General features: G+C 65.1%; 21 protein-coding genes. 5 read left to right on the top strand and 16 right to left on the bottom strand.

Annotated elements, in window-relative coordinates:
• Positions 1-178 precede the first annotated feature (178 nt).
• From AC07N1_RS02995 to AC07N1_RS03010, 4 genes are all read left to right on the top strand, one after another.
• Positions 179-1,207: an LLM class flavin-dependent oxidoreductase gene (locus AC07N1_RS02995; protein ID WP_494670437.1), complete on the top strand. Its 1,029-nt coding sequence runs from the start codon at positions 179-181 to the stop codon at positions 1,205-1,207.
• A 140-nt stretch (positions 1,208-1,347) separates the two neighbouring features.
• On the top strand, positions 1,348-1,905 hold the full coding sequence (locus tag AC07N1_RS03000; RefSeq protein ID WP_494670559.1) for an alpha/beta hydrolase: 558 nt from the start codon (positions 1,348-1,350) through the stop codon (positions 1,903-1,905).
• 1,015 nt (positions 1,906-2,920) lie between these two features.
• Positions 2,921-4,372, top strand: a complete 1,452-nt coding sequence (locus AC07N1_RS03005) for a DUF8370 family protein (protein ID WP_494670438.1) — start codon at positions 2,921-2,923, stop codon at positions 4,370-4,372.
• Positions 4,373-4,409: 37 nt separating this feature from the next.
• Positions 4,410-5,024: a hypothetical protein gene (locus tag AC07N1_RS03010; RefSeq protein WP_494670439.1), complete on the top strand. Its 615-nt coding sequence runs from the start codon at positions 4,410-4,412 to the stop codon at positions 5,022-5,024.
• 7 nt (positions 5,025-5,031) lie between these two features.
• On the opposite strand, the gene AC07N1_RS03015 is transcribed toward AC07N1_RS03010, so the two are convergent.
• From AC07N1_RS03015 to trbB, 14 genes are all read right to left on the bottom strand, one after another.
• Positions 5,032-5,673, bottom strand: coding sequence for a hypothetical protein (locus AC07N1_RS03015; protein ID WP_494670440.1), 642 nt, complete (start codon positions 5,671-5,673; stop codon positions 5,032-5,034).
• Positions 5,674-5,693: 20 nt separating this feature from the next.
• Entirely contained in the window at positions 5,694-6,590 is an 897-nt protein-coding gene (locus AC07N1_RS03020) for a 3'-5' exonuclease (protein ID WP_494670441.1), read from the bottom strand.
• A gap of 11 nt (positions 6,591-6,601) precedes the next feature.
• Complete coding sequence (locus AC07N1_RS03025) at positions 6,602-6,937, bottom strand: hypothetical protein (protein ID WP_494670442.1); 336 nt, start codon at positions 6,935-6,937, stop codon at positions 6,602-6,604.
• 162 nt (positions 6,938-7,099) lie between these two features.
• Positions 7,100-7,318, bottom strand: a complete 219-nt coding sequence (locus AC07N1_RS03030; protein ID WP_494670443.1) for a DUF2274 domain-containing protein — start codon at positions 7,316-7,318, stop codon at positions 7,100-7,102.
• A complete protein-coding gene (locus tag AC07N1_RS03035) occupies positions 7,315-8,472 on the bottom strand; it encodes a TraB/TrbI/VirB10 family type IV secretion system protein (RefSeq protein ID WP_494670444.1) in 1,158 nt (385 codons plus the stop codon). Before AC07N1_RS03035 ends, AC07N1_RS03030 begins: the two co-directional genes overlap by 4 nt.
• Positions 8,469-9,233 carry a P-type conjugative transfer protein TrbG gene (gene trbG, locus AC07N1_RS03040; protein WP_494670445.1) on the bottom strand — a complete coding sequence of 255 codons (765 nt, stop codon included), beginning with the start codon at positions 9,231-9,233 and terminating at the stop codon, positions 8,469-8,471. The genes AC07N1_RS03035 and trbG overlap by 4 nt, the downstream gene beginning before the upstream one ends.
• Positions 9,230-9,913, bottom strand: coding sequence for a conjugal transfer protein TrbF (gene trbF, locus AC07N1_RS03045; protein ID WP_494670446.1), 684 nt, complete (start codon positions 9,911-9,913; stop codon positions 9,230-9,232). Before trbF ends, trbG begins: the two co-directional genes overlap by 4 nt.
• Positions 9,910-11,145, bottom strand: coding sequence for a P-type conjugative transfer protein TrbL (trbL, locus tag AC07N1_RS03050; protein ID WP_494670447.1), 1,236 nt, complete (start codon positions 11,143-11,145; stop codon positions 9,910-9,912). The genes trbF and trbL overlap by 4 nt, the downstream gene beginning before the upstream one ends.
• A 5-nt stretch (positions 11,146-11,150) precedes the next feature.
• Complete coding sequence (gene trbK-alt / locus AC07N1_RS03055) at positions 11,151-11,375, bottom strand: putative entry exclusion protein TrbK-alt (RefSeq protein ID WP_494670448.1); 225 nt, start codon at positions 11,373-11,375, stop codon at positions 11,151-11,153.
• The gene (gene trbJ, locus AC07N1_RS03060) at positions 11,372-12,064 is read right to left on the bottom strand and encodes a P-type conjugative transfer protein TrbJ (protein WP_494670449.1); all 693 of its coding nucleotides are present in this window, start codon (positions 12,062-12,064) and stop codon (positions 11,372-11,374) included. Before trbJ ends, trbK-alt begins: the two co-directional genes overlap by 4 nt.
• Positions 12,061-14,499, bottom strand: coding sequence for a conjugal transfer protein TrbE (gene trbE / locus AC07N1_RS03065; RefSeq protein WP_494670450.1), 2,439 nt, complete (start codon positions 14,497-14,499; stop codon positions 12,061-12,063). The genes trbJ and trbE overlap by 4 nt, the downstream gene beginning before the upstream one ends.
• Position 14,500: 1 nt before the next feature.
• A complete protein-coding gene (locus AC07N1_RS03070; protein ID WP_494670451.1) occupies positions 14,501-14,767 on the bottom strand; it encodes a VirB3 family type IV secretion system protein in 267 nt (88 codons plus the stop codon).
• On the bottom strand, positions 14,767-15,144 hold the full coding sequence (locus AC07N1_RS03075; protein ID WP_494670452.1) for a TrbC/VirB2 family type IV secretion system protein: 378 nt from the start codon (positions 15,142-15,144) through the stop codon (positions 14,767-14,769). Before AC07N1_RS03075 ends, AC07N1_RS03070 begins: the two co-directional genes overlap by 1 nt.
• 45 nt (positions 15,145-15,189) lie before the next feature.
• Positions 15,190-16,140 carry a P-type conjugative transfer ATPase TrbB gene (trbB, locus tag AC07N1_RS03080; RefSeq protein WP_494670453.1) on the bottom strand — a complete coding sequence of 317 codons (951 nt, stop codon included), beginning with the start codon at positions 16,138-16,140 and terminating at the stop codon, positions 15,190-15,192.
• Between the two features lie 136 nt (positions 16,141-16,276).
• Here trbB and AC07N1_RS03085 point away from each other — a divergent pair, with 136 nt between their 5' ends.
• Positions 16,277-16,681, top strand: a complete 405-nt coding sequence (locus tag AC07N1_RS03085) for a hypothetical protein (RefSeq protein ID WP_494670454.1) — start codon at positions 16,277-16,279, stop codon at positions 16,679-16,681.
• Between the two features lie 185 nt (positions 16,682-16,866).
• On the opposite strand, the gene AC07N1_RS03090 is transcribed toward AC07N1_RS03085, so the two are convergent.
• Both AC07N1_RS03090 and AC07N1_RS03095 read right to left on the bottom strand, forming a co-directional pair.
• Positions 16,867-17,886: an HNH endonuclease gene (locus AC07N1_RS03090; protein WP_494670455.1), complete on the bottom strand. Its 1,020-nt coding sequence runs from the start codon at positions 17,884-17,886 to the stop codon at positions 16,867-16,869.
• Positions 17,887-18,273: 387 nt separating this feature from the next.
• Positions 18,274-21,609 (bottom strand): TM0106 family RecB-like putative nuclease, encoded by a 3,336-nt coding sequence (locus tag AC07N1_RS03095; RefSeq protein ID WP_494670456.1) that lies wholly within the window; start codon positions 21,607-21,609, stop codon positions 18,274-18,276.
• Positions 21,610-21,636 lie beyond the last annotated feature (27 nt).

Genomic DNA, 21,636 nt, shown 5'->3' on the forward strand with positions numbered 1-21,636 from the left:
CGCCTGAACATGAGACGATCGCCGACCGCCGCTAGGACAGTTTCGCCCTCGGAAAACGTCGGCGCTCATCGATGCGATCGGGCCCGGAGAAACTGCACCTCTTTCGGTGGCGGATCGCGAACCTATCTATCGGCCGTGCCGGGACGGCGTGTCGCCTCCCGATGAACCTGAGCATCCCATGAGCTTTCTCGAACTTGGCCTGGACACCTTCGGCGACGTCACCACCGGGCCCGATGGCGCGCTGCTGCCCCACGACCAAGTGATCCGCAATGTCATCGCCGAGGGTGTACTCGCCGATCAGGTTGGCATCGACTTCTTCGGCATCGGCGAGCACCACCGGGCGGACTTCGCCGTCTCTTCGCCTGAGATGGTGCTGGCCGCGATCGCGGGCCAGACCTCCCGCATCAAGCTCGGCTCGGCGGTCACGGTCCTAAGCTCGGACGACCCGATCCGCGTTTTCCAACGCTACTCGACCCTCAATGCGGCCTCTAGCGGCCGCGCCGAGGTGATCCTTGGTCGTGGCTCGTTCACCGAGTCCTTCCCGCTCTTCGGGTTCGAGCTGTCGCAGTACAACCAGCTCTTCGAGGAGAAGCTCGACCTCTTCGCGGCCCTGCTGCGCGAGCGAGCCGTCACCTGGCAAGGCCGCACGCGCCCTCCCCTGGTCAACCAGGAAGTCTTCCCGCGCCAGGGCGACCAACCGTTCAAGACCTGGATCGGCGTCGGCGGCAGCCCGGAATCCGTGGTGCGCGCGGCCCGCTATGAGCTACCGATGATGCTGGCCATCATTGGCGGCGATCCCAAGCGCTTCCTGCCGTACGTGGATCTCTACCAGCGTGCATTCGGCGAGCTCGGCAAGCCCGTCCAGCCGATCGGCGTCCACTCGCCGGGCTATGTCGCCAAGACTGACGAGCAGGCGCGCGAGGAGCTGTGGCCCGACTACAAGGCCATGCGCGACCGCATCGGCGCCGAACGCGGCTGGCCGCCGATGGGTAGGGCCGAGTTCGAGCAGGAAGCGGCCCATGGCTCGCTCTACGTGGGATCGCCCGAGACCGTGGCGCGCAAGATCGCCGCGACGGTCAAGGCGCTGGGCGCAGCACGCTTCCAGATGAAGTACAGCGCCGGTGCACTGGCCCACGAGAAGCTGCTGGAGAGCATCAGCCTCTATGGCGAGCAGGTCGTCCCGCTCGTTCGGGACATGCTAGTCTAGCCGCTCTTCTCTCCCCGCCTCTATCGACAAGGATCGGCGTGACCCAAACCCTCATGCTCGACGGGCCTAGCGCCGCCCCCGCCTCGGGCGGCGCCCCCAAGTCACTCGTGATCTTCCTGCATGGCTAGGGGTCCAATGGCATCGACCTCATCGACCTTGCGCCCTATTGGGCCAAGGCCCTGCCCGATACCCTTTTCCTTTCGCCGGACGCTCCCCAGCCCTGCGACGGCGTGCCGTACGGACGCCAGTGGTGGTCCCTCACGAGCCTGACGCCGCAAGCTCGCGCCGCCGGGGTGCGTGTCTCGGCGCCGGCCATGAACGCCTACATCGACGCCCAGCTTGCGGCCCATGGCCTAAGCGAGGACAGGCTCGCCCTGGTGGGCTTCAGCCAAGGAACGATGATGGCCCTCCACGTCGGCCCACGACGCGCCAAAGCCCTGGCCGGCATCATTGGCTTTTCAGGGATGCTTGCGGATCCCGAGGCGCTAGCGGCCGAGGTCGTGACCAAGCCGCCGGTGCTACTCGTCCACGGCGACCGCGACGACGTTCTGCCGGTCGCCTCGCTCCACCAGGCCGAAGCTGGCCTGAAGAGCCTCGGCTTCGAGGTTGGCGCCCACATGTCGCCTGGCCTGGGCCACAGCATTGACGAGCTTGGCCTGCGGCTGGGCGCGCAGTTCTTGATCGAGAAGCTCGCCTAAGCGGGGCCAGCGACACTAGCCCTCCGCGCGGTGTGATCCTCATGTGCAGCCATGCCGCGCGCGTCGCCGCGACGGCCGTGGCGGGTCGTTGGTCAGCAAGAAACGTTTGGATTCCAGGTCCCGATTAGAACGCCCCGTCCTAATGTCGCCCTTGAGGCTCGTCGTGCTGCGACAAGGTGGAAGGCTCAAGCCCACAGCAACCGGCGCGGGACAAGACCCTTCGCCGTCCGGCGACATCACGGGGAAGAATAGATCCGAAGGTTAAGTCATTGAGCGGGCGTCAGATAATCCAATGCCGCTCTCGTCGCCTACTTCGTAGCGACTAGTCTAATGGTGAATTTTCGTCCGTCTTGGGAGAAGAGTTAGCCTCGTCAAGCGGAGCCAGTCGCAATCATATGTGATCTGACAGCCTCGTGCATCGCCCATAGCTTAGGTGTTGCGGTTCTTGGGAACCGCAACACCTGGGAGTAACCGTGATGTTGGATCTGACTCTCCACATCCCGGGCTTGCTGATCCTGATGGTCGTCACGCTGGTTCGCGCCAAGGTGAAGATCGACCTTCAGATCACCCGCTAGGGGTGGGTGGGTCATGGCTTGCCGTGACCCACTTCCACTGGGGGATTGGATCGCTCCCAGCGAACGAATGTCAATAATCCCCCTGCCCGTGATGCAAATCGTGATTGGCGCCGATGCGCGTGGTCCAACGCTTGGTCCTGCAAAAGCGCGCCGACACCCTGTCGGGGCAGACTGATCGATCAGCCAGGCCTTAGGGAGAATCCAATGGCCCAAGCGTGGGAAATCGAACCGCTGACATCATCGACGTCCTCTCCGCCTCCTCCGACCAAGGGGCCGGGATGGCAGAGGCAACGATCGCTCAGGGCCTGAAAGATATCGGTTTCTCTCCTAGGCACGTGAGCCGAACCTCATAATCGGCACCCTTCGCGCCAGAAGATCTCGCCAGCGACGTGCGACAGGCGCATGCTGACCAACTTCAAGCTGCAGAACGCGGGGGCGTAATGGCTGTTGGGATTACGTTCGCCGACCAATTCGGCGTCGACGAAGCGTGGCTGAAGCAGCAAGGCGTCTTCAACCCCACGCTCGACGTGGACGCGCCGCTCTTCATCGACCCATTTCTTCTTCCCGACAGCAAACACAAGGAATTCTCTGAGTGCGCCTTCGAGACCTACGAAGCGCATTTCACGCAGATCTACCGGTTGATCGCCATTTCAGAGGGCGAAGGCGACAAGGCCTGGCAAGGCGCGCTCGCCAAGTTTCGCTTCTCTGAGTCCCGCGGCATGGGCGGGACTTGTCTCGGTTACAGCCAGCGTTCGGACGGAGGGCGCGGCTTCGGCACAACGCTGTCACTCCGCGGACTTCGGTGGGCCAAAAGCGTGATCCAATTGGGGGTGAAAGACCCCGAGATGTTCTCCTCGATGCCCCTGTTCGAGAAGGGTATCGGCCCGGACCTTATCAGCGACATGGTGGCCAGCATCACCATCGATTGCATCATCAAGTTCAATCATCGGATCCTCGACAAACTCGAAGCCGACACCGGGAAGAAGCTGTTGCGGCAGAATTTCCGGCTGAACGGCAAAGACGCCAACCTGCTGAAGAACCCTCATTCCAACAAAGGCGACCCGGTCATTCTGGTTGCCGACGACGTGCTCAAACATCTGCCGCTGATGGACGACCCACGCGAACTGAAGTTCGCGGCGGAACAAAACTCCGAACTTCGCGGCCGGGTAAACGCGCACATCGGCGAGATTTTCAAGATCAGACATAAGGCTGAAAAGGAAAACATCAAGCAACGCGCGATGGAGAGCGCCGAGAAATTCCAGGCTTTCCTGGATCTCCTGAAGATCGTCGAGAAGCAGCCTTACGATCTCTACAAAGATCCTCAGGGCCTTCTGGCGTGGAGTCACATCGCCAATGCGACCGTGGCTGTCAACGCCCTAGAGATCAAAGACGATCCAAAGCTGGGCCGCCTTGAACGCATCACGCGCGTCGTCGAGACGATCATCGATCAATTCACCCATCTGGTGGAAGACAACCGGCTCTGGCGGGTCTTCTACGTCGACGACAAGCCACGTCACGAGCGCTTCGCGCAGCTCCTCTTCTTCGCCATCGCCGTCTCCTATTGCGAGGCGAACGATCTGGACATCTCACCGGAGTCCGACGCCGGCGCTGGACCTGTGGACTTCAAATTTTCCGACGGCGGCGACAGGGTCTTGGTCGAGATCAAGCTTTCGACCAACGGCAAGGTGGTCGAAGGCTACAACAAGCAGCTCAAAGCCTACGAGAACGCCGAGCGATCGAAGCAGGGCTACTATGTGGTGATCGATGTCGGCCAGATGGGAGAGAAGTGGACGCGCTTGCAGACGATGGCTCTGGAAAACCCAGAGTTCGCCAGCCATCGAAAGCTGCGTCTCATCGACGGAACTCCCAGGGCTTCAGCCAGCAAGCTATAAAAGTTCAGCATGGACAACAGTAGCGTTTGCTTGACCCATGACGCGCATGTCTCGATCCGAATTCCCCAACCTTTCCGCGCTGGCGACCAAGGCTCAGTCGAACCTTCTCAAGCGCAAGCCAGGCCCCGTACCGACCTATCTCTGGCTGTTGGGAGAGGCCCAAAGAGTCGCGATCGACTCTGAAGAGGCGGCGATGTTCCAGCGCCGCTTCAACGGCTTCTACGGCGTGCGTCGCAACGGGGAATGGCGAGGCCATTTCTACAAAGCGTTCGAACGATCCAAGGCCTCCACCCTTCCCCATCGAGACCTGTTCGCCGAAGTCGTTCACGGCCTCTATGCGGCGACCGGCCGAGTTGAAGCCTCGTTCTGCAGCAAGCTTGTCGCAACGCTCCATCCGCAGGCGCCCATCATCGACAGCATCGTCGCGCGCTTCTTGGCCGACCACCTCCCCAAGCCGGTCTTCAGCCATGCGCCTGAGCATGCTGTTGCGTTCTACGGCCAACTCGATGACGCGCTCGTTCGGCTCAGCGCTGAAACGGGCGCGCGAACCTGGTCAGCGTGGTTCGACGACGCCTTCGCCGAAACTCCCGGCGCCGGCGATATCTCAAGCACCAAGAAGCTCGATTTTCTCATCTGGGCCGGTTCGCGCTAGAGCGCCCCTACGGGCCGTTGGCGGCGTCAGCGAGCCACTGATCGATGTCTGGAAAATCCAAGACGCACATCGTCCTGATCTTCTCGTCGAGGCGTTCGTCACCCGAGTGGTGCGTGCCATGACAGAGGTAGTAGTTCAGCCCGTCGCGCTTGAGGAAGATGATCCATTCGCCCGTGATCTGCTTGGTCGCCCAGCGGTCTTCGTAGGCGCCGGTCGTGAACCGGTCGGAGATCTTGCCGAGCGCCTCCTCGGTGAGCAACTCACCCTCTTTGACGAGTTCAAAGATCCACTGCTCAGGATTGCCCCGCTCCATCGCGGCCAAGAGGTTGGCCGCCATGAACCTCGGGTTCGTCCAGTGCTTGTGCCAAAGGCCCTTTAGGGGCTTTCGACGAAACTGGGTCGCGGGCTTGATCCCAGCCGCGGTGTCGCCGGCCTCAACGTCGATGATCGGATGCAGCAGGTCGTGCGGCTGGATGTCGTACCGACGCTGCAAGGCGTAGAGCTCGAGCCACAAGCACATCGCGATCCGGTCGCTGAAGGGCCGCGCCTGCGGGACTTGGGCCAGGCAAAAGTCGCGATACCGCTCCAGATCCGAATACGAGATCTGCAGGTGATCACCGTCATCAAATTCGTGGTGCAGCGTGGCCATTCCTCCTCCAGCGACCGCGTTCAACAGCGATCCGAGAACCGGTCGAATGCATCGATCCGCCGCGTCAGCAGGTCGATCTCGCCGCCATAGATCTCCTCGTGCAGAAAGCTGAGCTCGGCGTCTTTGAGCTCGTCGCCAACGTCGATGTACCAGCAGCGAGACGGCACGCTGTCGTCGCCGTTCCAGCGGTAGCCACGGGCCTTGAGCTTGTCCTTCATGGCGAACGGCGAGTTCTGAGCCCAAATCCGCCAGTTGGCGGTCCGGGCTTTCTCGAGCAGTTGGGTGAGCGCCGTCGTCTTGCTGCGCGGGAGCTCGGTCGCCAGCAGCTCGATCGCCGCCAAGCAGTCATTGGTGGCCCGGTGACGGTCGTAGAAGAAGCCAGCGCCAGCGGCCAACCAAACGAGCTTGGCGCCTTCATGCCCCTCAGCGCTCCAGTCGACCTCGCTCATCGAGCAGGCCCAGGGCTTGGTCGAAAACGTCGGACAGAAGCGTTCAAGGAAGCGTCGATCAAACCCCGCATTGTGGGCAATGACCAGCGCCGCTGGCGCGGCTGCAGCCGTCACGGCGTCTGGCTCGATCGAATGGCCAGCCACCATGGCGTCATCGATGCCGGTCAGGGCCGTGATCTCGGGTGAAATTGGGCTGCTCGGCTGCCGAAGGCCATGGAACGGCTCGAGCACCTCGTACACGACGCCGTCGAGACCATAACGAAACGGCACCATCGCCAATTCGATGATCTCGTCCTGTTTGGGATCTAATCCCGTCGTCTCCACATCGACGAAGAGGCCAAGTCGGGTCGGAAGGCCGTTGGGGATCGGCAGGCGCGGCCGCGGCGCCAGACGGCGCAACACGCGGTACTCGCCACTGGCCTCGAGCGTCGAGGCCATGGCGGCAAGGTCGTTCGCAGCGCCGGACATCGTGCTGCTCGCTAGCCCGCCTTGGCCAGGCTGGCGGGGCCAGACTGAGCATTGCGCCAAGCCGCCAGAAGGATGCGATTGGCGACCGCTTCGCTTACCTGCGCAATTCGGACCAGCGTCACGCCGTTCTGGCCGCGTCGCCCCGGTTCTCGGGCGAGAGCATCGGAGACCTTCAGCACCTCGGCCTGCTCCATCGGATGGAGTTTGAGCACCGCCCAGCCGGCCTCGGGCCAACCAACGGTCGCAAAGGTTTTGCCATGAACAGCCAGGCGCACCGCACCCATCACGGTGTGCGCCTTGACCATCGCCAGACCACTGGCGATCGAAATGAAGGCTTCCGGCGTCATAGGCGCCCTCCGACGTACTCAGACGGCGGACAACACCATGAGTCGCAGCGCGCGCAGAAACCGAAGCCACGACAAGAAAACCCCGGCGCAAGCGCCGGGGCAGCAGGATCGTTTTGGGGATACCTGATCAACGCAGCTTGGCCATAAGCGTTGCAATGGCTCTCAAGGCGCCCGCTTCCGGCCTCGGACGAAGCCGCGATCCGACGCCATGAAGCGTCGGAGCATCTCAGGGATCAGCTTGGCGGGCTCGATGGCCTTTCCACCGCCCTCAGCCATCGCCTTGCCGTAGTCGACCAGGTCACGGTGGATGCCTGCGGGCAGGTCGAGGCTGACCTTAACGGGCGTGTCGTCTTCGATGATCGAGATCTTCAGCCGGCTCATTGCAAAGCCTCCGGCGTATAGGGCTCGAGCACCAGGTCGCGAGACAGGAGCACGCGAAGGGGCGCCCCGGGCCGGATCGTAAGCGTCGGGGTAAGCGCCAAGCTTTTGCCGACCATCTGGCCGCCGACGTCGCTAGCGCTCTGGCTGACGCCGCGCCGAACCGCCCGAGCTAGATCACTTTCGTCCGAAGCGCCGGCTTCCGCGCCAACAGCCATGACCGTGCTCAGCGCCGCTGACGTCCACACCTGGTTCCAATGACGGTCGACACCATCCTGGAGCCCGGCCATCCCTTGCGCATCTGCCCCAGGAAGCTTGTCGAGGATGATCGAACGCCCCGAAGGGAGGATCAGCCGGGTCCAAGCCACCGCTAGGCGGACCTGCCCCGCCGCGGTCTGCGCCGCGTACTCGCCGATCAAACGCGCGCCGGCGGGAATGAGCCGGTGGCGACCGCCGAGGCTGTCGAACACGTCCTGGGTCACCTGGGCGACCGCCAGGCCGGGCGCGTCTGAGCGCAAGCCGGTGACCAGCGCCGCGGGGATGACGGCTCCGGCCTGCAGGAGATAGGGCGATGCTGGCGCCTGAAGGCGCTCAGGGCTGGTGGTGCGCTCATCGCCCCCCGCAGCCGCAGGCCTGGGCTCGGGTCGATCAACCACCACCGTTCGAGTGACGGTTGGAAGAAAGAGACCGCTCGACCGTGCTGCATCCAGCTTGGCGCGGCGCTCGGCCATGACAGGATCCGGCGCGGACCGGTCTGCACGGGATGACGTTGGTAGCGCCTCAATTGGACTCGGCTCCTGGGCGCGAGCTTCCGCGCTCAGGATCGGGCGGCCAAGATCCCCCGGCAGCGGGGGGCCCAGGGTCGGCGTCGCGCCCCGCTGTAGATAGTCCTTTGGTAGTTCGGCAAGCCTCTGAGGCGCGGCGACAGGCGTCTCGTCCACGGTTGGCGGTGCAGACCTTGGGTGTTGCGTCAGCGACCAGCCGATCGCCCCGGCCAGGCTCGCAGACAGTAGACCGCCGACCACGACCAGGGCCTTGCGCGAGACGCGCGCCACCGGCGGCCCCGCGCCACGGATCTTCAGGCTGTCGGCGATGGCATTTTGCTCGCGCTCGATCGAGGCCTTGGCGTCGGTTGACGACGCAGCATCCGGGCTCATCGAACCACCTCCGCCATACGGGTGATCCGGACACTCCTGGCCAAAGCCTTCAGGCCCATCCGCAACTCCAGGCGCTCGACCAGCCGGTCGATAACGATGGTGCGTCCCGCGACGCTGAAGTTGATGAGCTCGGCCGCCTTTCCATCTGGCCCGATCGCATAGACCGGCGGCAACTCCCCCATCGCCTCCGCCGGCGGGAAGTCGAGATAGGTCCGCGCGCCGTCGTCGTAGACGCGCTGGGGCTTGAAGTCGCCGCGACCGGTGACCCGATAGCTGAAGTTCAGGCGAAGCGGCGGCGTTGGGGCGGGTTCGGTCGCCGGGGGCGCGATCGAGACGGTCACGGCCGCAGGCTGCGGATAGCGCCAGCTCAGTTGCGAAAGGAAGCCCGTCGAGGACGCCCGTAGATCCAGCAGATAGGTCCTGCGGTCAGTGTTGATGACGAGGTTGGTCGAAAGGTCATGGGCCGTCGGCTTGACCAGGACGTGGACCCGACGCACCTCGCCTTGCCCGCTCGTGGTGTCGCCAATGACCCATCGTGCGGTATCGCCGGCGGCGATGGGGTTGGTCTCGACGAGACGCTCTCCCGGCTCAAGGACGATGTCGGTGATGCGTCCCGGCGCGGCGACGAGCGGATAGATCGATCGCGCCTCGAACGGAAACTCGATCGGGGCGCTCGATGTCGGAGCCTTGATCGTCCGTGGCGTGGGCGCGGGGGCGACCAGCGCCACAGCGGCTTGCAGCCCCATGAGGAGCGTCATCATGAGCCGAGCTCCTTGGTCCAGGTCAGGGCGGTGATCTTCAGGCCCAGGCCGTTGGCCTTGATCTCCTCGGCGGTCCGGGGTTTGCGCTGGGTGATGGTCGCCATGGCCGACCACCGCTCCGTGGCGGCCAGCGCGCCCTGGGCGTAGCGACGCTCGGTCCAGGCGACACGGAAGGTCTTTGGCGAGACCCGAAGGACACTCGTGACCTCGACGGCGACCTGCACCTTGCCGATCTGCCCTTCCATGACTTCGTTGGCGTAGGCGGTGACGAAGCGCGCCGCATCGCCTTCGACGAAGGCGTAGGCGCGGTCCCAGGACCTACCGACCACGACCGGATCGCTTGAGATCGACCGAACGCTCTCGATGAAGCCGCCCAGGGCGGTCGTGATCTCCGCGTCGCTCGTGGCGTGATCGCGGGTCGCGGGTCCAACGACCTGCACCGCGCCGGCGCGATCGACCTGAACGACCCACGGCGTGATGGAGCCTTGGGCGGAAAGCCAGGCCAGCGCGCCGCCAAGCCCTCCCGACAAACCCAAGAGGCCGATCGCCATCAGTCGCCAGTTGGCGGCCTGGACGCGTGCCGATCCGATACGATCGTCCCAGGCCTGGCCGGCGCGCTGGTAGGGCGTTTCAGGCGCGGGCGTGTGACTGACCCTTGGCCTACCTTTGAAGGGGTTCATGACTGCTGCTCCGAGAGAGAAGGTGAAGCGCCCGCTCCACTGCCGTCGCCGCTGCCAAGGGCATGCGCCGCCACGCCCGCGCCATGCGCCAAGTCTTGGCGCCGCCTGAGGTCGCGCGCCCATTGCGGCGGCTCACCGTTGTCGCCAGGGCCGCCCTGCGCCCCCTGCCCCGGTGATCCCGATGCTCTAGGGCCCGTTGAAGGCGCCGCCTGGCCAGAGCCCCCCGCCGGCGACGGTGAAGGTCCAGGTGATTGCGGGCCACCGCCGGCCCCGCCTCCGCTCGGCGGGGCGCGTCCAGCGCCCAGGCTGGCGGCGCCGCCGGCGGCCAAGCTCGTTCCAGCCCCCACGGCCATCTGAGCCGCAGCCGCGCCGGCGATGGCCATACCGCCAACCGCCAGACCGGTTCCGATGGCGGCGCCCGCGCCCAACTGCGGAGCCCCCGAGACAAGGCCAGACGCGATACCAGGTCCGAAAATCGACAGACCCAGCAGCGTCAGCGCCCCCAAAACGAGCGCCAAGACCTGTTCAAGGGTCGGCTGGCCGTCGGTCCATGACGCCGTGAACTGGTCGAAGAGCGTCGAGCCAATGCCGACGATGACCGCCAGCACCAGCACTTTGACGCCGGTGGCGATCACGCTGCCGAGCACGCGCTCGGCCAAGAAGGCGGTCCGACCAAAAAGGCCGAACGGCACAAGGACAAACCCCGCCAAGGTCGCCAGTTTGAACTCGATCAGGACGACGAAGACTTGGATCGCCATCACGAAGAAGGCGACGATCACAAGCAGGAAGGCGACCAGGAGCACCAGCACCTGGACGATGTTTTCGAAGAAGGCCGGAAAACCGGAGAGCTCGCCGGCGGCGACCAGGAGCGGCTTGCCGGCGGAGATACCCAGGGCCGCCAACTTGCCCGGCCGAAGCATGTCCTCAGCCGACAGGCCAGCGCCCGACGCCTTGAGGCCAAGTCCCGTGAAGCTGGCCAGCACGATGTTCGAAAGCGCGTGGAAATTGCCGATCAGGAAGGCGAAGAAGCCGACGTAGAGGACCTTGCGGATCAACCGGGCCAGAACGTCCTCGCCCGCGGCCAGGCTCCACATCAGGGCGGCCAGTGTCATGTCGATCGCGACCAGAATATTGGCCATGCCGCCAACCTCAGGCGCTAAGAGGCCAAATCCGCTGTCGATGTACCTGTTGAAGGTCTGGAAGAAGGTGTCGATGACGCCGGTGTCGTTCACAGGGACTACTCCCCTAGAAAGCGTGCGCGCGCCGCACGCCAGGCCGCGCGGCACCGGGGATCTTGACCCGCCGCCTCTCCAGCCGCGCGGCAACGCGCGAGCTCATTGGCGCCCGAGGAGGGCGTCGTGGCGGCGACCGTCGTCGGGACCGGCTTGATCGAACTCACGGCCAAGGCCGCGGCGGCGAACACCATCAGAAGCGCCACCGCCCAGACAGCCGCGCGTCTCACGGCTTGTCTCCCATGAAGCGGGAGAACCGTGCCTTGGCGTCCGCCCTGGCGGCGGCGCGATCAGCGGCCTCAAGCGCCTGCGCCCGCCCCTGCGCGGCGACGAGCGCGGTGAGGCCCGTCAACTGCTGGGCCTGAAGCGCCAGCAGTTGATTGCCGGCTTGTGCAGCCTGCAAAGCCCCGCTGGCGCCTTGGCTTTGACCGACCAGGGCGGCCATCTCGGCGGAGCTGCCATCGATCCCCTTGATGACGCCGGCTTGGACTTTCAGCGCGTCTTCGAAGCCGGCCACCGATGTCGCCCAGCGCGCATCGGCGCGAGCGGCCAAGTCGGCGTTGGTGGCCGACAGGCCAGCGGCTCCGTAGTTCTGGGTGAAGGCTTGCTGGATCGACGACACGTCATAGGCCAGCCGTTGAGCCTGACCGAGAAGCTCACGGGTGCGCGCGACCTGACCCTGCAGCGTTGCGAGCGAGGAGTAAGGCAGACTCGCCAGGTTCTTGGCCTGGCCGATCAGCATCTGCGCCTGGTTCTGCAGGGAGGAGATCTGGTTGTTGACGCTCTGAAGGGCGCGCGCGGCCTGCAGGACATTCTGGGCGTAGTTGGTGGGGTCAAAGACCGTGAACTGGGCGAAGGCAGAGCTGGCGGGCAGAGCCAAGGCCAACGCCAGCAAGAGCCGGCGACGCATCGAGATCATCGGACAGTCTCCGAGGGGTTTGAGGGAGCGAGAAGATCGGCGGCCCAGCGCAGACCGCGGGCGCGAAGCCAGGCCTCGCCGAAGTCCTGACGAGGCTGCGCGGCGAGGATCTGCGCGATGAGCGCCTGGTCCGCCTTGGAAGCCGCGGCCGTGAACGCCAGGCCGACAGGACCGAGCCCAAGCTCGAACATCCGCTCGCCGGCCAGCGAGGTCAGGTAGTAGTCGCGCTTGGGCGTGGCCCGGGCGATGAGCTCGATCTGCCGCCCATTGAGACCAAAGCGCTCGTAGGCGGCAGCCGCGACCGGATCGAGCGCCGCGGCATTGGGCAGGAAGATCCGCGTCAGACAGAGCTCGGTGATCGCATGAGCGATCGTGCTCTTCTCCACCTGAACCAAAGACAGCGTGGTGAGGACGACCGCGCCGTTTTTCTTGCGGACCGTCCCAAGCCAGGTCTGCAGTTGGGCGCCGAAGGCCGGATCGTCGAGCGCAAGCCAGCCCTCATCGATCAGGATGAGGGTCGGTGCGCCATCGAGACGGCGTTCGATGCGATGGAAGAGATAGGCCAGCACGGCCGGGGCAGCCGGCGTTCCCAACAGGCCTTCGGTCTCGAAAGCCTCGACTTCGGGGTCGCCCAAGACTTCATGATCAGCGTCGAGCAGCCTCCCCCACGCGCCGCCAAGGCAGTAGGCGGCCAGGGCGCGCTTGAGATCGAGGTTCGCCAACAGGGCAACCAGGCCTGTCAGCGTGCGCTCGCCGACCGACGCCGTCGCAAGGCTGGCCAACGCCGACCACAGGTGCTCACGCACCTTGGGCGTAACCGAAACACCTTCCCGCGCCAGGATCGCGACGAGCCATTCGGCGGCCCAGACCCGCTCGCTCTCCTCGTCGATGCGGGCCAGCGGCTGAAGGTTCACGGCCGGCCGAGCGCTGTCGCGCAGCACACCGCCAAGGTCATGGAACCCGCCGCCCATTCCGAGCGCCGCCGCGCGGATCGAAGCGCCGAAGTCGAAGGCAAAGACCCGCGCGCCAGCATAGCGGCGAAACTGCAAGGCCATCAGCGCCAGCAAGACGCTCTTGCCCGCCCCCGTCGGCCCCACCACCAAGGTGTGGCCGACATCGCCGACGTGGAGCGACAGCCGAAAAGGGGTCGAGCCTTCGGTGCGCGCCATTAACAGCGGCGGGCCGCTCAGATGGGGATTGCGCTCGGGGCCAGCCCACACCGCCGACAGCGGTGCCATGTGCGCCAGGTTCAGCGTCGAGAGCGGCGGCTGACGGACGTTGGCGTAGGGGTTGCCCGGCAGCGTGCCCAACCAAGCCTCAACCGCGCCGACGCGTTCGCGGATCACGGTGAAATCGCGCCCGGTGATGACGCTCTCGGCCAAGGCCAACTTGGCGTCAGCACGGGCGGGATCATCGTCCCAGACCACGAAGTTGGAGGTGACGTAGGCGTAGGCGACGGCGTCGTCGCCCAGGTCCTGGAGCGCCAGGTCTGCGTCGGCGGCCTTGTTGGCCGCGTCGTTGTCGACCAAGGCGGCGGGCTGCTGGGTCAGGGCCTCCTGCAGGATCGCGGCGATCGACTTGCGCTTGGCGAACCACTGCCGCCGGATTTTGGCCAGCAGGGCCTGACCGTGGATCTTGTCCAAGAAGATCGCACGGCTCGTCCAGCGATACGGGAACGCCAAGCGATTGAGGTCGTCGAGGAGGCCCGGCGTGGTCTGCCCGGGAAAGCCGACGATGGAGAGCACCCGCAGGTGCGCCCCGCCCAGTCGAGGCTCGAGCCCGCCATCGAGCGCTTCGGTGGAGAGCATAGCGTCCAGGTGCATCGGGGTATCGGAAACGCCGACCGACTGGCGACGCGTCGTCACCGCACCTTGGAGAAAGCTGAGCGTCTCGGCGTCGGAGAGCCAAGCCGCCTTGGGCATCAGGCCTTCGACCAGCGCCAGAACGCGGTTGCTGCGGTCGACGAAGTTGGAGAGTTCACCCCGCCAATCGATCGCTCCAGACGCCCGCCCTTCAATGAAGAACCCGGCAGCCTTCCCGCTCTGCTCGGCGGGCGGCAGATAGAGGAGCGTCAGGTAATAGCGGCTCTCGAAGTGAGCGCCCTCCTCCAGGAAGGCCGCGCGCCGCTCGTGGTCGACCAGTGCGGAGACCGGATCAGGAAAGGCGCTGTCAGGGTAGGTCTCGGCGGGATCGCGCCTGGCCTCAATGAAGAGCGCCCATCCAGAGCCGAGGCGACGAAGCGCATTGTTGATGCGCGCGGCCACGGCGGCGACCTGCCCGTCCGTCACCGAGTCCAGGTCGGGGCCACGGAAGGCGGCGCTGCGCTGGAACGATCCGTCCTTGTTGAGCACGACGCCAGGCGCGACCAGGGCCGCCCACGGCACGTAATCGACGAGCGCCTTGGGTCGGCGCGCATATTCGCGAAGATCGAGCATCTTAGACCCCGAGACGTTCGGGGAGGCGCACATGGCGGCGCCCCACGTCGAAAATTTGCGGATCCTGACGAGCGGCCCAGACGGCGAGGCCATGCCCGACGAACCAGACCAGCAGCCCGACCAGCCAGAGCCGGAGCCCCAGGCCCAGCGCCGCGGCGAGCGTGCCGTTGACCAGGGCGATCGCGCGCGGTGCGCCTGCCAGCAGGACAGGCTCGGTAAGGGCCCGATGGACCGGAGCGGCGAACCTGAGCGCGCGATCGCCGGCCATCAGATCACCGCCCCGCCGCCGAACGAAAAGAACGACAGGAAGAAGCTGGAGGCGGCGAAGGCGATCGACAGTCCGAAGACGATCTGGATCAGCCGTCGGGTCCCGCCGGTGCTGTCACCGAACGCCAACGCCAGGCCCGTCATGATGATGACGATGACGGCGATGATCTTGGCGACGGGCCCCTCGATCGACTCGAGGATCTGCTGAAGCGGCTCCTCCCACGGCATCGAGGAGCCGGCGGCGTAGGCCTGGGCCGACAGAAGGCTTCCCGAGACCGTCAGGCCGGCCAGAAGCCAGTGATCGACGCGCGGAAGACGGGCCCAGCGACGGGCAAGCGCAACGCCACAGGCGCGCGACAAAGTAAGGCTCGTGGACACGAACCAATCTCCTTTGGAATGTCAGGGGGTTGAGGGCTTAGGGTCTCAGGCGGGGCTGAGCTGGTAGGCGCCGTCGGGCGCCTGGCCCTCCAGGCGTGCAAGCTCGATCAAGCGTCGCTGTCGGCCGCGGCCGGCGAGTACGGCGATCAAGTCGATGGTCTCTGCGATCAGGGCGCGCGGCACGGTGACCACCGCTTCCTGGATCAATTGCTCAAGGCGCAGAAGCGCGCCGAGCGCCGAGCCGGCATGGAGCGTTCCGATGCCTCCGGGGTGCCCAGTGCCCCAAGCCTTGATGAGGTCGAGCGCCTCCCCGCCCCTCACCTCGCCGATGATGATGCGGTCGGGGCGCAAGCGCAGGGTCGATCGGACGAGATCGGTCAGGGAGACGACGCCCTCGACGGTCTGCATCGCCACCAGATTGGGCGCGGCGCATTGGATCTCGCCGACGTCCTCGCAGAGAATGATGCGATCGCTCGTCTGCGCGACCTTCTCCAGCAGCGCATTGACCAAGGTCGTCTTACCGCTGGAGGTCTGGCCGACCACCAGGATGTTGCGTCTCTCGCGAATAGCTTCCCACAGAACCAGCGCCTGGGCGGCGTCCATCACGCCCGTGCGGACGTAGTCGTCGAGGGTGAAAAGCTCGCGCGCCGGCTTGCGGATGGCGAAGGTTGGGGCGGCCACAACAGGCGGCATCTGCCCCTCGAACCGCTCCCCTGTCCCGGGGAGTTCGGCCGAGAGCCTCGGCCTACCGGCATGCACTTCGGCGCCGACGTGGTGGGCGACCAAGCGCATGATCCGCTCGGCGTTCGCGGCCGAAACCAAGAGGTCGGTGTCGACCAGCCCGGCGTCGAAGCGATCGACCCAGACGCGGCCATCAGGATTGACCATCAGTTCGGCCACGCCCGGGTCGGCCAGGCGAGCCAGCAGGAGCGGTCCGAGGGCCGAGCGGAGCATACGCTGGCTACGGGTCAGTTCGGCGTTTTCGGGCTGGTCCATCGCGGTCCCCGTGGTTCACGGGAACGAGTAAGAAGACCTCGGTCGAGCGAACTTCAACAGGCCGTCCGACAAGAGAAATCCCGCGAAACAATGGGACTTCTCAGCGTCGAAAACGCCTACGACCGCATCCGACGTATTGGAAGCGCAGCAATTGGGCCCATACAAATCGACAGGCGGCTCAGACGACCGCGGCCAGCATTGGGACCTGCTCGTGGCGAACCCACTCCCGAAAGATGTGACCCTCTGGGATCTGCGGACCTCGCTCCACAACGAGGACACCTACGTCAGCAAGGCGCTGCATCAACTGCGGCTGGCCCGCAAAACCCAGCCCGATGTCTGCCTGCGGCTAGGCACGACGGGCAACGGCACGATGCCGAACTACCGGCTGGAATCTCAGGGCGAGATCCTTGGCGCCAGAGACGGCGGCACCCACGAGCCCTGGACCGGCGACTACGACGCCACCCGCCCGGACAACTGGAGCGAAAAGACGATGTCGTTCGACGAAGTCGAGAGTCTTCTTCGCACCATCCGCTGCCTTTGACGGAAAGTGGGCCGATCACAGGTTACTCTGTGAGCAGGCTGATGGACCATCGCAATGCTCGGGTCCAGCGTTTGAGGCGTAGACCCGAACGCATTCAGTATCTCGGCATCAGGGAACTTGCCGCCCCCGCCGAACAAAGGAGATTTGCGCGGACCAAGTCGGCCGTCGTGCTCACGGGTCGGCGTCTAAACGGGGGCGACAGTCGCCGGGAGTAACAAGTCCGCGTCGCGATCGAAATACGTCGTCCTATGCACTCGAAGATATCTCCGATTGCCGTCTGACAACCCCTCGATGCGCAGCCCGTTGTGAAGGCCCAGTCGGTCGAGAACGGAAGGCTCCAGCATCGAGCTGCAGATCAGACGGCCATCATCATTAAACGATATCAATCCACGGTCGAATAGACCGTCCACGTGAACCGCGAGCAGCAAGCCATTGTCTGGGTCCCGCCGTTCCGCGTCGCTGCTATCACGCCAGGGCTTGAGGTGTGAGGCTCGAAGTAAGTCCTGCAATGGTAGGCCCGTTAGCGCGCAGCACCGCGACCATCGCTCCATCAAGTCTTTTCGGAACTGAGACTGCGCCAGTCGGACCGCTCGGAGAACCTGTGTCTCGGTGGGGCCGTCGGTGCGAGCCTCAGTTTGCCGAGTTGGGCCAGAACCTCCGCCTAGCGTCACCACAAATTCGGCAAGCGCCTCTGCACTGTCTACGTCAAAGTCGAGGCCATGCGGTCGCGGCGTAGAGCCGGTGTGCATCCGGGTCGGGAAGTGCAAGAAGGACTGGTTATGTACGAACCAATCCGCTGGCGTTGGTCGGCGAACGCCAGGGATCCGCCTTAGCGCGTCGCATCGGTCCGCGTTGCGCGGATCGATGACAAGCACAAAGCTATCGCTCTCGCGCTTCAGATAGATCACGAGGTCGCCACGTTGGGCCCGCTGCGACTTCACCTTCGCGGGTTCGAGGACGAAGCCCAGCCGCAAGAGCTCTTCGGCGACTTCGTCGACCGCCAGCGGCGGCCGGAACCCAGCATCCAAGCACCACACCACACCCACGGGGCTCGTGTCGGTGGCTTCCACGGCGGTTGCTAACCCTTCGTAGACGAACGAGTCCCGGTCGTTTTCACGTGTGAAGATGTGGACAGGGCAGCGGCCGCCGATCAGCTGGCGAACCTGCGGGTCATCCAGCTTGGATTCGCCCTTCGCCTCCCACACCAACCGGTCGCCGTCCCAGCGGTTTCGGTAATCGTGACCGGTGCGCCCCGCGACGCCTACGCCGGCGAAGATGTAAAACTCGCCACGATATTGGCGGTATCCTGTGTCCCAAGCTCCGCCACGCCCGGGATCGCCAACCCGAAAGCGTATCTCTGCTCTCGAGTAAGTTTGTCGAAGGGTGAACGCAGTTGGCGTAGGCATAGGAATTGTTAGCGGATAATGCTGCGACGTGACAACTTCTGCGCCGACCGCATTTAAGGCCCCTCAGTTACCAAGGGCCGCCGAGGTTGGCGCTGCGCCAGAAGCAGTCCTTCGCTCATCTCCAGGAAGTAGACACTCCGCTTTTTTCGCTCGGCGATAAAAGCTGCACCCCGCATCGGATGCCTCCTAGCTAGGTTCCATGTTCTCAGGCCTATACTCGGCCAGCATGCAGAGGGTGTTGACCAGCGACATCTCGCGAATGGTCCGACAGGGCGTCTCCAGAAGCGCCGGGCTGGCGAACATCAGGGCGGTGACCTGGGCGCGCGAGATAGCCACGTTGATGCGGTTGAGCGAGAACAGGAACTCGATGTCGCGAGGAAGTTCGTCCCCGCTTGAGGTCGTCATCGAGATCAGGCAGATCGGCGCCTCTTGCCCCTGGAAGCGGTCCACGGTCCCCACACGGACCGCGGGGGGAAGCGCGGCCCGCAAGGCGTTGACCTGGGCGTTGTAGGGCGCGACCACCAGGATATCTCCATGGCCGATCAGCCGCTCGCCGCCATCTCGGTCCCGGAAGGTGGCCCCCAGGAGTTCGTCGACCGCCGCGGCGATCGCGCCGATCTCCTCGGGACAGACCTGGGAACGTCCCACGTGATTGATCGGAGACAGGCATGCGCCGACCAGTTGCTTGCCGGCGGCGTTGGCCAGCACTTGCCGGGCCGCCCCTTCGTCGCTGCGCAACCGCCCTTCATAGACAGCCTTGGAGATGAACCCGCAGACGTGCGGATGCATGCGCCGGCTCAAGGGCATGAAGACGCCGCGATCGGCTGGCACGACGCGATGGCCGGCCATCAGGTATTCGAGGCAGGATTGGCCGCTCTGCCCTGGATGAAGGCCTTGCAGAGGCTGGGCCAGCTGCATGGGGTCGCCGACCAGCACCAGGTTCTGCGCGGACCTGGACATGGCGATCAGGTTGGCCAGCGAGACCTGCCCCGCTTCGTCGACGAATAGGTGACTGAAGGCCGCCTGGCCATATCGGGCAAAATGCCAGGCTGTGGCGCCGACCACGTGCGCGGCGGCGATCTCCGGCGCGTCGTTATCGTTGACCCGGGTGATGCCGGAGGCTTCCGCCTCCTCGCCATCATCCTCGGACGTCTTCTGCACGATGTTGCACCTGACACCCATCGCCCGGGCGCGCGCATCCACGGCTTCGAGCAAGTTTGCAATGGCCTTGTGGCTGTTGGAGGAGACGGCGACCCGCCGGCCGCTTTTTACCAGATCCACGATCGCCCAGGCGCTGACATAGGTCTTGCCCGTGCCTGGCGGTCCCTGGATCGCCAGAACCGTTCGATCCATGGCGGCGATGGCGCTGCTGGTCTCTTCCGGCAGGGCTCCTTGCGGATCGACCACGCCCTGGGGCCGCAGGCCGTTGGAGAACCTAGGCGGCGAACGCTGCAGCAGTTGCTCGATGGCCGGATGTGGAGCTCCGGCGATGAACCCATCCCTGACCGCGGCCACGGCGTCGCGCAACGGGCCGTTGCTGATCGGCTTGGGCGGAACGAGGTCGAGCCGCTCGGGCAGCACGAAATTCTTGGCCGTGCTCCTGAGGCTCAGGGTGCGGGCGACAGGATCAATATCCTTGAGCTCGACCGCGATCGGCGCGTCAGCCGGCTTGACGCATGGGCGCTTGCCCGATCGCAGCTTGGTTTCCTGTTCTGGAAAAGCATAGGTCCGCACGAAGGATCGCTTGTCTGGAACAGCAGGACCTGTCGCTTCGAGGCCGGCGATGCACTCCAGGTCCTCGATGAGGTCGTCGCTCTCACGCCCCAGACGATCGAAGATCGACCACCAGGTCGGCTTGTCCTCGCGGGCATGAAAATCGCTCAAGTCCATCAGGAGCTGGCCAACCTCGTCGCCATAGGCCTGGAAAACCGGCTCCAGCCGCACATGTAATTCAGCGAGGGCGGCGTCTTCCTCAGCCACGTTCGACAGCGGTCCGGCCTCGGGTGCGGGCCCCGGTTGCCGCCAGGCCATGCCCTTGGGGCGGACCTTCTCGACAAGCCAGTCACGGAGCAACTGGGTCGATCGGCAATCGGTCTCGTTGTAGTCGCGAATCTGTTCGAGAAGGGCCGCATCGCCCTGCTCGCGCCACTGCTCGTAGACCACCACGCTGGCACCGGCGGTCGCTACCTCGCCACCGCGCTTGTTCATGTAGAAGACCTCGAGATCCTTGATCGAATAGCCTCCCTCGGAAGCGACCAGTCCCCCCGCGACCACACGGAAGAGATCGACGAACCGCAGCTCCCGCTGCAGCTGGTCCATGGCCGCCTCGCCAGTGCGATGCTGCGCCGTCAGGCGACGGAGCGCGGCGACCTCGTAGTGGGCGTAGTGGTAGATGTGGGCCTTGGGGTGCCTGGCGAAGTGTTCGACCAGAAAAGCCAGCAGGTCAGCGACCGCCTTGCCCTCGGCGCCGCGGTCGTGGGCCCAGAACGCCTTGAACGTCCATTGCCCGCCGACTTTCAGCCAGAACCCGTGAAGATACTCCAGCCCTCCCGGAAAATAGGGATCGCCCTCGATGTCGTAGAAAACGTCGCCTTCATCCGGCTCGGGCAGAAGGCCGAAACCCCGCCCGGCCTCGTAGGGCTTCAGGAGAAAGGACGGCTCGCCGCCCGCCCGCCGCGCCGTCTGCAGGCGGGCCTGGGCCTGGAGCTTCTCCTGCGTTGGCCCAGCCAGGTTCGGAATCTTTCCGGAGAAAGCCGCCAATGCCGCCATTGACCGAACGCCGGCTTCCTCGATCTTGACCCTCTGGCCGCGGGTCGCACCCGCCACGAGCGCCAGGCTGTCGCCCTGTTCCCATTCCGTGCGGCACTTCGTACGCCAGCGGCAGAGGTTACATGCGCCAACCTGCTCGGGCCGTGTCGCGGGGCGCGACGCGACAAAGGTCTCCAGCTTGGACCGAGAAAGACGAGCATAGGCGGACAACTCCGCCAGCGACGCCGAGAACCGGCTGCCATCACCAAGCTGCAGATGCGCCTGCTCGGGGGGCAAGCCCTGTACATCGGCCAGCAGGTCCGAATAGAGCGCCAGCTGGAGAACGTGCTTGGGGTCTGGAGAGCGCCTCAGCTTGGTGTCGACGACCTCATAGGAATAGTCGCCCAGGGCGGAGGGCCTTTCGACGCGCTCAAGGAAGTCGGAGTAGCCGCCCCAGGCGCCGCCCAGGAAGGCGCCCTGGAAGATGACATCCGCGCCCTGAGCCAGAGCCTGTTGGGTAAGGGCGACCGATTGCTCCAGCGAGAGTCCGTCCTTGGGGATCTCGATGATCGAACGCCCTTGTTCCCTGAGGCTGGCGAGAAAGGCCAGCTCGTGATCATCGCCCTGCTTCTGGAGCAGCTGGGCCTCGGCGCTGTCGTCGTCAGGCTCCAGGTCGCCCAGTTCCAGTTGCCGCAGGTCAAGCGCGGTCGCGTGCGCGCAGCCCTTGAAGCGCATGAGGTCTGAAGCCGAGAGGCGCAGCGCGCCGTCGATCATTCGCACGAGCGTTTCTCCCTAATTCAA

This window comes from Caulobacter sp. GW821-FHT09B11 (assembly GCF_059418205.1).

Coding starts and splice junctions, on each gene's coding strand:
- AC07N1_RS03010 (WP_494670439.1), top strand. CDS start 4,410: ATGACGCGCATGTCTCGATCCGAATTCCCCAACCTTTCCGCGCTGGCG.
- AC07N1_RS02995 (WP_494670437.1), top strand. CDS start 179: ATGAGCTTTCTCGAACTTGGCCTGGACACCTTCGGCGACGTCACCACC.
- AC07N1_RS03070 (WP_494670451.1), bottom strand. CDS start 14,767: ATGGCCGGCGATCGCGCGCTCAGGTTCGCCGCTCCGGTCCATCGGGCC.
- AC07N1_RS03030 (WP_494670443.1), bottom strand. CDS start 7,318: ATGAGCCGGCTGAAGATCTCGATCATCGAAGACGACACGCCCGTTAAG.
- trbB (WP_494670453.1), bottom strand. CDS start 16,140: ATGGACCAGCCCGAAAACGCCGAACTGACCCGTAGCCAGCGTATGCTC.
- trbF (WP_494670446.1), bottom strand. CDS start 9,913: ATGAACCCCTTCAAAGGTAGGCCAAGGGTCAGTCACACGCCCGCGCCT.
- AC07N1_RS03020 (WP_494670441.1), bottom strand. CDS start 6,590: ATGTCCGGCGCTGCGAACGACCTTGCCGCCATGGCCTCGACGCTCGAG.
- AC07N1_RS03005 (WP_494670438.1), top strand. CDS start 2,921: ATGGCTGTTGGGATTACGTTCGCCGACCAATTCGGCGTCGACGAAGCG.
- trbJ (WP_494670449.1), bottom strand. CDS start 12,064: ATGATCTCGATGCGTCGCCGGCTCTTGCTGGCGTTGGCCTTGGCTCTG.
- AC07N1_RS03025 (WP_494670442.1), bottom strand. CDS start 6,937: ATGACGCCGGAAGCCTTCATTTCGATCGCCAGTGGTCTGGCGATGGTC.
- AC07N1_RS03095 (WP_494670456.1), bottom strand. CDS start 21,609: ATGATCGACGGCGCGCTGCGCCTCTCGGCTTCAGACCTCATGCGCTTC.
- trbG (WP_494670445.1), bottom strand. CDS start 9,233: ATGATGACGCTCCTCATGGGGCTGCAAGCCGCTGTGGCGCTGGTCGCC.
- trbE (WP_494670450.1), bottom strand. CDS start 14,499: ATGCTCGATCTTCGCGAATATGCGCGCCGACCCAAGGCGCTCGTCGAT.
- AC07N1_RS03035 (WP_494670444.1), bottom strand. CDS start 8,472: ATGAGCCCGGATGCTGCGTCGTCAACCGACGCCAAGGCCTCGATCGAG.
- AC07N1_RS03015 (WP_494670440.1), bottom strand. CDS start 5,673: ATGGCCACGCTGCACCACGAATTTGATGACGGTGATCACCTGCAGATC.